Below are 11176 nucleotides of genomic sequence, written 5' to 3' on the forward strand. Positions count from 1 at the left end.
AGAAAAAGCGTACAATTTATCTGATGGCCTGAGGAAAATTTACAATCAAAACATTCAAAAATCCGTTGCACTGTTGAAATTGGCACATTGGTTTAAAGAGGTGGAAGAATCAGGATTTAAAGCTTTCTCAGTGCTCAGAAAAACCATAATGAATCATTACAATGAGATTCTCAATTATTTTGAAAGAAGAAGCACGAATGCTTCCGCCGAGTCTTTCAATGCTAAAATAAAAAACTTCAGAGTACAATTAAGAGGCGTGCGGGATAAAGCATTTTTCCTCTTCAGGTTGTCTAAACTTTTTGCCTAGTCCCCAAGTTTTGAGATTGATCCCTAAAACTCTGTCAAAAGCTGAATGAGCAAATAAAATAGCGCCGATCATATTTAAATAGGGAAGCGCGAGAAAAGTTCCTGCTAAATAAACTAAGATGGCTATTCCAAAATGATGGAAGAGATTATAACAAAATGCTCCCACTTTATTATTAACAGCATATCCCAACATGGAAATATCGGGTACAAAGAATAATCCTGCGAACCACCACCAGGAAAATCCGGTGTGTGCAAAAGCAAATACTCCCAAGATCAGAAGTGCGATGTATTCAAGTTGTAATTGTGTTTTCATAGATAATAAATGTTTCTTTTTTTAGACGAAAAACCTCGACAAAATACTTTAAATAAAAAATGAGACCCTTAAAAAGAGCCTCATGTAATTTATATTTTTAATTAAAATTAATGTCCGGATTTGGATTCTGTAGTTTCTACATGACCAAGATATTTTGTACAATAAGCTCCAAAAATTAAGATCATTAAATAACAGAACACAGGAATAATAAACGAATGTTGAACTCCAAACTGATCTGCCAAGTATCCCTGGAAAATAGGAACGATAGCACCTCCCAGAATGGCCATTACAACTAAAGATGATCCCTGACTTGTATATTTTCCTAATCCTGAAATAGCCAGTGTATAAATATTTGAGAACATAATAGAATTGAAAATTCCGATTCCCAGAACGCTGTACATTGCTAATTCGCCATGATTTACCATAGTAGATATTAGTAAAATAACGTTGATCGCAGCAAAAATTGAAAGTGTTCTTGCCGGAGCAGCTTTACCAATAAAGAATGCAATGAAATTAAGAACAATAAATACCAAGAAGAAACTGATCTGTGCAAACGTAAGATTCACAATACTGAAAATTACTAAGAATACCAACGCAGCAGCTCCCAACATATAAATGGCTTTTTTCCCCTGACTTATCGATTGGTTTAAAGAAATAGCTCCCAGAAAACGCCCGATCATTGCACCTCCCCAATACAGAGAAAGGTAATTTTTACTGATCACTTCATCAAAGCCCATAATTTGTGGCTGTTCAAGGAAACTGATGATGAAGCTTCCAACAGCAACTTCACCTCCAACATAGCAAAACATAGCAAAAACCCCGAATTTCAAATGATTGAATTTCAACGCTCCCCAACCTTTTACAACTTCTTCACCATCATTGGTCTGGAATGATGGTAATTTTACTCTTGAGATCAATAAAGCAACCAATAAAAGTATACCTGCGAAAATCAAATAAGGAATTCTTGTTGCCACCGCGCTGAAAGATCCGTCTTCGGCTGAAAATAATTCAAAGATTAAATGTCCTCCTAAAACCGGAGCAATTGTAGTTCCTAAAGCATTGAAAGCCTGTGTCATATTCAATCGGCTTGATGCAGATTCTTCTGATCCTAATAAAGAGACATATGCATTTGCAGTAATCTGAAGTACCGTAAAGCCTAACCCTAGAATAAACAAAGCTCCTAAGAATAAAGGATAGTAAGAGAAAGTAGCAGCCGGATAGAATAAGATACATCCGAAAGTTGCCAGGAAAATTCCGAAAAGAATTCCTTTTTTGTACCCTACTTTGTTGATGGGATCTCCTTTTGTAATAGAGATGAAGAAATAGATTAACGAGCCAATAAAATAAGCTCCAAAGAAACAAAACTGTACCAACATTGATTCGAAGAAGGTCAGTTTGAAGAGTTGTTTCAGGTAAGGAATCAAAATGTCATTCATACAAGTGATGAATCCCCACATAAAAAATAAAAGGGTGATGGTAATAAGCGGAATAGTGTAATTCCTGCTTTGCGATTTTACTTCATTATTATTCATATACACACATATTTAAACAAAAGAGCTTTTATAAAACTCATTTAGTCGGTTTCAAAGATAAATTTCTTTAAATTTTTCACATATTTAAAAGTCAGGCAAATATAGGGGAACAACTTTTTTTTCTGGCAACTTTTTTGGTCTTTTTTACCTTTAAATACAATATTTCTTATTTTGAGACAATAATATAATGATCGCAGAATTTTTAAGACCAAAATACTCACATACTAAGTTCTTTTTTATTTTTTTGAGGTTGATCAATAAATCGAGATTTTCTTATAATAATTTTGGCTTTAAAGCTAAATTATTAATCACAGCATTAAAACAAGAGGTATTATTTATTCATTTGAAAATTTAATTATCTCATTATTATACGTTATCTTTGCAAACGAAAATTTAGACGAAATATCAATAATTAAAGCGCTCAATACGGAGTGCAACACTAAACAATTTATGAGTATACCTCAAGCAATTACAGAAACGATTACTCTTGCAGACGGCAGAGAAATTACAATTGAAACAGGAAAATTAGCAAAACAGGCTGATGGTTCTGTAGTCGTAAAGATGGGCGGAACAATGCTTTTAGCAACTGTTGTAGCCAGTAAAGAAGCAAAAGACGGAGTAGATTTTCTACCCTTAACGGTAGATTACAGAGAAAAATTCTACGCAGGAGGTAAAATTCCTGGAAACTTTTTCAGAAGAGAAGCCAGACCATCGGATCAGGAAATCCTGACAATGCGTTTGGTAGACAGAGTTCTTAGACCATTATTCCCTGAAGATTTCCATGCGGAAGTTCAGGTAATGATTTCATTAATTTCTTATGACGGAGAGTCAATTCCTGACGATTTAGCAGGTCTTGCAGCATCTGCAGCCATTGCTATTACAGATATCCCTTTCAACGGGCCTATGTCTGAAGTAAGAGTAGTAAGAATCAACGGTGAACTTTCTATCAACCCTAAATTTGAAGATCTTAAAATTGCTGACCTTGACATCATGGTGGGAGCTACTAAAGATTCTATTGTAATGGTAGAAGGAGAGATGAAAGAAATCTCTGAGCAGGAAATGCTTGAAGCAATCCAGTTCGCTCACGTAGAAATCAAAAAACAAGTTGAAGCTCAGGAAAGATTAGCTGAAAAAGTAGGAAAATCATTCCCAAAAAGAGAATACAGCCACGAAAATCACGATGAAGCTATCCGTGAAAAAGTGTGGAAAGAAACATACGATAAAGTATATGAAGTAGCAAAAACTCCATCTGGTAAGGATGAAAGAGGAGAAAAATTCAAAGCAGTTCGTGAAGAATTTTTAGCACAATATGCTGAAAATACTGAAGAATTGGAAAGAGTAACTCCATTTGTAAAAGTATATTACCACGATGTAGAGAAAGAAGCGATGCGTCAGATGATTTTGAATGATAAAATCCGTCTTGATGGCCGTGATCCTGAAACAATTCGTCCAATCTGGAGCGAAATTGATTACTTACCGGGAGCTCACGGTTCTGCAATCTTCACAAGAGGTGAAACTCAGTCTTTAACAGCAGTAACTTTAGGTTCAGTTAAAGATGCGAACATGGTAGACAGCGTTATGGTAAACTATGACGAAAGATTTTTCTTACATTATAACTTCCCGCCGTTCTCAACGGGTGAAGCAAGACCTTTAAGAGGAACTTCAAGAAGAGAAGTAGGACATGGAAACCTTGCTCAGAGAGCGTTGGCAAACATGATTCCTGAAGAAAACCCTTACACAATCCGTATCGTTTCTGATATTTTAGAATCAAACGGTTCATCTTCTATGGCAACTGTTTGTGCAGGAACTTTAGCGTTGATGGATGCTGGTATTCAGATTTCAAAACCGGTTTCGGGGATTGCAATGGGATTAGTAACAGACGTTAAAACCGGAAAATTCACGGTACTTTCTGATATCTTAGGTGATGAAGATCACTTGGGAGATATGGACTTTAAAGTAACAGGAACTGCAGACGGTATTACGGCTTGTCAGATGGATATCAAAATCCAGGGACTATCTATGGATATCATGGAGAAAGCGCTTTTACAGGCTAAAGACGGAAGATTGCATATTCTAGATAAAATCACTGAAACAATTGCAGTACCAAGAGAAGACGTGAAACCTCACGCTCCGAAAATGGTTATGCTTGAGATCTCTAAAGATTTCATCGGTGCTGTTATCGGACCTGGTGGAAAAATCATTCAACAGCTTCAAAAAGATACAGATACTGTTATTGCTATTGAAGAAGTAGGAGAAATCGGAAGAATCGAGATTTCTGGTGTAAGCAGAGAGAAAATCAATGCGGCAATCGCAAGAATCAACGAGATTACATTTGTACCTGTAGTAGGTGAAGTGTATCAAGGAAAAGTGGTTAAAGTAATGGATTTCGGAGCTTTTGTAGCCATTGCAAAAGGAACTGAAGGATTACTTCACATTTCTGAGATCGAGTGGGCTCGTCTTGACAAAGTACCTTACAACGAAGGTGACGAAGTGGAAGTAAAGTTCATGGGTTACGATGACCGTAAGAAAATGAAACTTTCAAGAAAAGTTTTGTTGCCAAGACCTGCAAGACCTGAGTCTAAACCAAGACCTGAAGGGCAAGACAGACCTCAAGGTGACAGAAGACCAGAAAGACAGGACAGACCAGAAGGTGATAGAAGACTGGCTGATCAGGCTCCAAAGGAAAATCAAAATCCTTCATCTGAAGCTTAATATCAAATCTTTAGATATATTTAAATCCCTTAATTTGAGGGATTTTTTTATTGTATTAAAGTCAAATCTTTGCAGAATTTATTTTATATTTAAAAATAAAAAAACATATGAAAAAATTATTGATCTTATCTCTTATCAGTTTCTCTACTTTTGCATTCGCTCAAACCGTAAATGATGTTCCGCTTAAAGATATTGACGTTGATTATGTACAAATCATCGGAACCGGACGTTCTCTAAGTACAAAAGTGAATGTTGAAATTGATTTCGGACAGGAAACAAAATCCATTTCCTTTAAAAACGGAACGAGTATCAAAGATGAAAAAGGAAGAAATATTAAGTTTAATTCTATGATGGATGCGCTTAATTTTATGTCTGCCAATGGATATGCTTTTCAGTTTGCTTATACGACCAATGACGAAAAAGATCGCTCAATCTATTATATTTTAAAGAAGAATAAATAATATAAAACCACCGTAATTTCGGTGGTTTTTTTGTCATTGCGAGGAGCAAAGCGAGCCTGTGCTGAGCCTGTCGAAGTAAAGCAATCTCAATTAAATAGTAAATTTATTAATATCTCAACGATACAAATTTTCTCTGATTTCAATTAAAATTTTTGTCGTTTTCTCCAAGTCAGGCACATCGGGAAGGCTGGAAATCGAGTAATAATGCTCAATAGATCGTATTAGATCTTCTGCTTTCTGCATAACGGCTTCATAAGACCAGTTTCCTGCTTTTATATCTAATAATTCATCCCGATTTTCTACACGAATGTTCAATGAACCGGTTTTGAAAATCTGCTCACAAGACTGCAACAAACGAATCGTGTGCATCATGTTTTTGCTGTCGTAGTTTTGTCCGTGAGTTTGATTCACGTTGTAACGGTCTTCATTTCGCTCGGAAACCCACTTCCAATATTCTCTGTAATCTTTGCAGTAAGTAGAGTAGGCATCGAGGTTACAAAACAAATAGGCAACAGATTTTTCCTCTTTTGGGACAGATGATACAGAAACCTGATTGGCTTCTTCATTCTGGATAATTCCTTTATAGTTTAAATTTCGCGATTCATCATAGAACAGGGCAAACATTCCTTTGGTATTATCGATGCTCACCAATCCGCATTGTTCCTGAATTTTTCCGTTTTCTGAAAGCCATTTTTTCAATGGAATTGAACCCTGATTTTGTAAAATATAACAAAAATCAAGAATCGATTTTCTTTCTTTATCGACTGGATTGAGGATTTTTTTATTGAGTCCTTTTGCTTTTTTGATCTGCGAAATCGCATAACCCGCGAAGGTATCTTTACATAATTTAGAAAGAAAATCTTCAGGTTTCAATAAATCCATCAACGGATTTTTATGTTGAATACAGTCTTCCGGACTTGCCAAAACTTCCAGAATATTGGGATTGTTTTTCTGTAATAATTCTACAAATCTCCCGATTTCATAATACGTAATATCATTCGTTTCGTTGGAAATTTGCGGAATATAATGTAAACCAAAAAAGTGTTCTTTCGGTAGATAATACACTCCCCGAATGTCTGTGTCCGAGTTTTCTGTTGCCAGCCCGAAAGAGCGGCTGCCGGAGATGGTTTCGAGGAGGATGAGGTTTTTATCTTGTAGGGTTTGGATGGTCATATTTTATCTAAATCAATAATTTCATCAAACCAATCTTCTGCAGTTTGAAGAACTTCTGGAGAAGGTTTACTATAAAAAATAGCAAGATTTTCTTTTGCTCTTGTACAGCACACATAGAAAATTTTCTTTGTCCTTTCAACAATTTCAATTTTATCTGTTCTATTCGTAAATAAGTACTCAAAATTGTAATTAGGCCAATTTCCATTATCTAAAATAACTAAAACATTTTCAAATTCCGCTCCTTTCGTTTTATGTTGTGTTGAAAATGGAGTTTGTCCTTCTAAGTAATTATATAAACAAATAAACTCTTGGTAGGATATTTCTTTAACTTTATTGTAAATATATTCATTCAAATTTATAAATTTATCAAATTTATCATCCTTTTTAACCAGCTTCAATTCATCTGCTTTTTCAATGGCATCTCCAATTGTGACACTAGAATTATTTAACAGCTTTTCTATACTATCTTTGATGATTTGCTTCTTTTTAATACTATCTATAATTATATTATTTTTCTTCAATACTTTAAATAGTTCGGGAAAATTTTTCTTACTATAATTTTGAAGTATATTTTGGATTTTAAAAAGATGTTTGATTAAATTATCTCTTTTAGAACCCTTTCTACTTACTTCATCTTCCGATTGTTTTTTATCATCTATTAATCTATCTTTATCAATATATAGATTTCTAAATTTATTGAAAGATTTATCTTTTACAGAATCATAACTTGTTTTATCTAAGTTTTTTTCCACATCTTTTAGAGTCTTTATTTCGAAGATATAATCTACCTCATTAATTCCACTTGCAGTTTTAAAAGCTTCCACCAAATGTATTTTTTCAGGAACAATTTTATTTTCTGTTATGGGCTTTAAATCTGTTATTAAATTTGAAATTTCTTCTGAATAACCAGAATATTTTGTCTTCAAACTTTCAAGATATTTTAAAACCGTAAATGAAGGTAGAGAATGTGATGTAATTTCATTACTTACATCATCACTTATTTTTGTTAAGACAAAATTAACTGTTAAATCATCTTCAAAAACAATATTTCTCAATTTCAAATATTTTCTGACTTTAGACAAATGTTTAATGAAGATGTCTTTATCATAAATTTCCATCAAATTATTAAATCCAGCTTCAGATGCAATTAAATTGTGTGTTAAATTTAATTCTTTTGTTTTTTCTGAATTTTTAATATCCCATCCTTCTTCTTCTAGATATTCTCTTATATCATGTAAATCATAATTTTTCGAATGTAAAAATTGAATTCTTCCTTTTTTTACACTTCCATCAGCAAGCATATTGGGGGCTGATTTATCTGTGGAATGAGTTTGTATAATTCCATCAGTCCTCAATTTATTAGCTAAATTGTAAATCTTTTCAGGATTTCTTCTATTTTGCTCTTTTTTTACTTCTCTTAATTTATCTTCAGTGTTTCCGATAAATGAATTTAAATTTCCAATACCGTCTTCGTAAATAGATTGCATCGCATCTCCAAAGAATCCTATTATTGATTTCTTTTTAGATTTTTTTAAATGATCTAAAAAAATTTTAACAACCTACTCGTTAGTATCTTGATATTCATCAATAAATATAAATTTGAATTTATCTTTTGTAATATCACATAATCTTATATATCTAGAGTACATATATTCCGAAAGGGACAAAAGCTCGTCATGAGAAATGATACCTTCCCGTAATCTAACAAATTCTTTGTATTGTATTTCGACTCCATTAAATAGGCTAATGTTTGGGTTATCAATAATAAAGTTTTTATTTCCAGTCTTCGCCAGCTCAATTATTGAGGCTTTTAACTCATTTTGAAAATTCTTAATACAATCCCAAAGAAAATCGTGGATTGTCGATACTTTTAAATTTTTATGATTTACTCTTTCCTCAATCTCTCTTACGGCTGCATTTGTATATGTCATACAAGCAATTTTTGTGGTAGGATTTTCTTCAATTGCTTGTTGTATAACAGATACTAAGGAATATGTTTTTCCGCTTCCTGCTCCACCACTTAATAGAAAATTATTTTCATTATCAATATGTTTAAATATTGATAAAACCTCTGGTTGATTTTTTAAATTTAATCTTTCCTTAGCCATAATAATCCTTCTTTTATGTAAGCAGGGATCTGCCAGTTTGAATAATTCTCGTTACTATTTAATAAGATATCTATAGCTAATGATGGCTTGCTTTCAACACCTTTTTCAGATAATGTGAATGAGCATTTATCATTTTTAAATTTTTCAAGCCATAATTCAGTTAATGTTGTAAAAATATTACCTTCTTGAAAAATAAAATCATAATTAATATGAAAAAAGCCATCTTCAAAACTTCTTGCATGGTAACCCATTTCTTCTGTTTGAAATATTAATATAATTTTCCCTTTTCTATTTGAATTCCATTCCTTTTTTCTATTTTTACGAACAGTCTTCCAAGCTAAATTTAGAGATTTATAATACTCAATGTCATTATTTTTTCTGTGAAAGAACATTAATGCATTATTTCGAGTATATTTTGCTTGTGTATCATTGCTAGGACATTTTACTTCTTTCATTTTAGGTTTACCATTTTTATAGAATTCAGGATTACCATCTTTATCTAAAGAAGGTTCTAAATAATATGTGTCTAAATCGGTAATGATTAATGATTTAATTCCTATAAAATCAATAAATCGTTCAAAAATATGAGAATGCGCACCAACTTCTATAATTGATATATTTTGAGAAAGTATTGGAAGTTCATTTTCTTCAAGATTATTTTCAATATCTGTTTTCCTCATCATTGCAGGTAATAGTATTCGTTCCGTATCACCTTCAATAAATATAGCTTTGTCTGCAAAAAAAAGTTCTGCTCTATTTAAGGTTAAATACTGTTTTAAAAATCTATAGCTTTGTTCTTCATCTGCTTCTGTATATTCTTTCTCTAAATCCTTAACATTTTTTGCTTGAACATCATTGGATTTTTCTTTTATTAAATATTTAATTGCATTAAATTCATTACAATTAGCAACAATATGTGATGAATGAGTGCTTATAACATATTGAAAAAGTTGGTGTATTTCTCCTTCAATTTTAAAACCTTTTTTAAGAAGATCAGTAATTCTCTCAATAAATATATATTGCATTTGAGGATGGGTATGTGCCTCAGGTTCTTCAATAAAAAGTAAGTTTATATCAGATGGTTTTTCATCTTTCCCTTTTCGAAATTCGTGAAGAAGAATTTCAATCTCAAAGATCATACTGATGAGATTCATGTATCCTAAACCATTATAATGTTCTGGAAATTCGGAATCATCATGCTTATAGATGACAGTTGTATTGCCTTTAAGTAATTCCCTACGATGTAATGATGATATAACTTTTATTACAGATTCATCTTTTTTTATTCCTCCAAATTGACGAACTTTTTCGGTAATGTCATTGAATAAACCTTTATAAACATTATCTAAAACAACATCTGTATCTTCAATTATGGCTTTAAAGTTTTGTATTTTTTCTTCATCTTCATTATTTTTTTCACTTCTCTCATAAATTTCAGAAGTTTGAGTTGAAAGAGTTTTTTCGTTTTCTTTATTGGCTACGTTTCTTTTTGCACTTATGTATTTAAAATTTAGAATGTTATTTAAATTGCTTTTAATTTTATTTGTTTCTAAATCATTAAAATTATTTTCGATAATCTTAGAATTTGTGTAATCATATTCGATACTTTTCCAACAAAATTTAAAATATTTTTCTAAATAATTTTTTAAAAAATAATGAAACCTTTTTCGGATATAGAAATTTTTATCATTACCTGTTGTTCTAGTTTTTATTCTTGAATTAATAAATTTTGTATTTTCAAGTCTCTTAAACTGCTTATAATCTTGTCTAATTTGTTTGTAGCTTCTATAATTCAGTGAGTATTCATATCCTAAAACAATTTTATTATGTTTAGGCTCTAAGTCCATCATTAAGTCAGAAATGTTAGATGTATCATCACTTTCATCATAAGCAATAACAAGTCTTAATCTTATTCCATATATGTTTTGATGATAGGTTTCTTCACCCACTTCCTTATTGTCATCTACTAATCTTTCTAATTCGTCTTTATATAGAATGTTGAAATCTTCTGCTGTAATTTTTTTCTTATCAGAGTTGATAAACTTATCTAAACATGTTAAAATTGAAGTTTTTCCTGTATTGTTTTTACCTAAAACTAATGACAGAGAATCTTCTAAATCTAATTTAAAATCTTTGAGCAGTCTAAAATTGTTTATATAAATAGACTCTATTTTCATGGTGGTTATTTTTTTCTAATATATTAATAATCTTTAAATTTTATTGAGTAAATTTCCCAACAACAGACTAAACGCATTAAAATAATTAGATAAAATTAATTTTGCAATTATCTAAAAATCAATACATTACACTTGTGTAAATGAATTTTATTTCGTATATTTATCTGATAATCAGATGTTTATGAATAAAAACAAATTACTTACTTTTGCTAAAAGTATTAAAGATTTTAGATTGAATAGAAAAAAATTACATCCCGTCGAAAACATTGTTTTCATCACCATTTTGGCAGTGATTTGTAACGCCCAAGATTGGGAGGAAGTGGAGGATTTTGGAAACTCAAGGAAAGAGTTTTTCGCTAAATATTTAGACTTGAAAAATGGTGTTCCATCGCAC

General features: G+C 31.8%; 10 protein-coding genes. 4 read left to right on the top strand and 6 right to left on the bottom strand.

All coding sequences use genetic code 11. From position 1 onward, the window contains the following. On the top strand, positions 1-307 hold a 307-nt coding region (locus tag BT156_RS21315), incomplete at its 5' end, for a transposase (protein WP_072411985.1). Here the strand turns inward: BT156_RS21315 and BT156_RS21320 are convergent. Together BT156_RS21320 and BT156_RS21325 are read right to left on the bottom strand one after the other, a co-directional pair. Then, a complete protein-coding gene (locus BT156_RS21320; protein WP_072412937.1) occupies positions 248-619 on the bottom strand; it encodes a DUF4260 domain-containing protein in 372 nt (123 codons plus the stop codon). The genes BT156_RS21315 and BT156_RS21320 overlap by 60 nt on opposite strands. A 107-nt stretch (positions 620-726) precedes the next feature. Beyond that, entirely contained in the window at positions 727-2151 is a 1425-nt protein-coding gene (locus tag BT156_RS21325; protein ID WP_072412938.1) for a sugar MFS transporter, read from the bottom strand. Between the two features lie 450 nt (positions 2152-2601). Between BT156_RS21325 and BT156_RS21330 the strand changes: the two genes are divergently transcribed. Further along, the gene (locus BT156_RS21330; RefSeq protein WP_072412939.1) at positions 2602-4863 is read left to right on the top strand and encodes a polyribonucleotide nucleotidyltransferase; all 2262 of its coding nucleotides are present in this window, start codon (positions 2602-2604) and stop codon (positions 4861-4863) included. Between the two features lie 107 nt (positions 4864-4970). Continuing rightward, positions 4971-5324 (top strand): hypothetical protein, encoded by a 354-nt coding sequence (locus BT156_RS21335; protein WP_072412940.1) that lies wholly within the window; start codon positions 4971-4973, stop codon positions 5322-5324. Positions 5325-5438: 114 nt separating this feature from the next. Here BT156_RS21335 and BT156_RS21340 read toward each other — a convergent pair whose 3' ends face one another. The 4 genes from BT156_RS21340 to BT156_RS21355 all read right to left on the bottom strand — a co-directional run bounded on the left by BT156_RS21340 (position 5439) and on the right by BT156_RS21355 (position 10782). Continuing rightward, positions 5439-6497, bottom strand: coding sequence for a nucleotidyltransferase domain-containing protein (locus tag BT156_RS21340; protein ID WP_072412941.1), 1059 nt, complete (start codon positions 6495-6497; stop codon positions 5439-5441). Further along, positions 6494-7984, bottom strand: a complete 1491-nt coding sequence (locus BT156_RS21345; RefSeq protein WP_072412942.1) for a 3'-5' exonuclease — start codon at positions 7982-7984, stop codon at positions 6494-6496. Before BT156_RS21345 ends, BT156_RS21340 begins: the two co-directional genes overlap by 4 nt. A gap of 72 nt (positions 7985-8056) precedes the next feature. After that, on the bottom strand, positions 8057-8605 hold the full coding sequence (locus BT156_RS21985) for a UvrD-helicase domain-containing protein (protein WP_072412943.1): 549 nt from the start codon (positions 8603-8605) through the stop codon (positions 8057-8059). Then, on the bottom strand, positions 8587-10782 hold the full coding sequence (locus BT156_RS21355) for an ATP-dependent nuclease (protein ID WP_072412944.1): 2196 nt from the start codon (positions 10780-10782) through the stop codon (positions 8587-8589). The genes BT156_RS21985 and BT156_RS21355 overlap by 19 nt, the downstream gene beginning before the upstream one ends. 181 nt (positions 10783-10963) lie before the next feature. Between BT156_RS21355 and BT156_RS21360 the strand changes: the two genes are divergently transcribed. Continuing rightward, on the top strand, positions 10964-11176 hold a 213-nt coding region (locus tag BT156_RS21360), incomplete at its 3' end, for a transposase family protein (protein WP_170857358.1).

This window comes from Chryseobacterium limigenitum, from assembly GCF_900114875.1.
GTDB classification, from domain to species: Bacteria; Bacteroidota; Bacteroidia; order Flavobacteriales; family Weeksellaceae; genus Chryseobacterium; species Chryseobacterium limigenitum.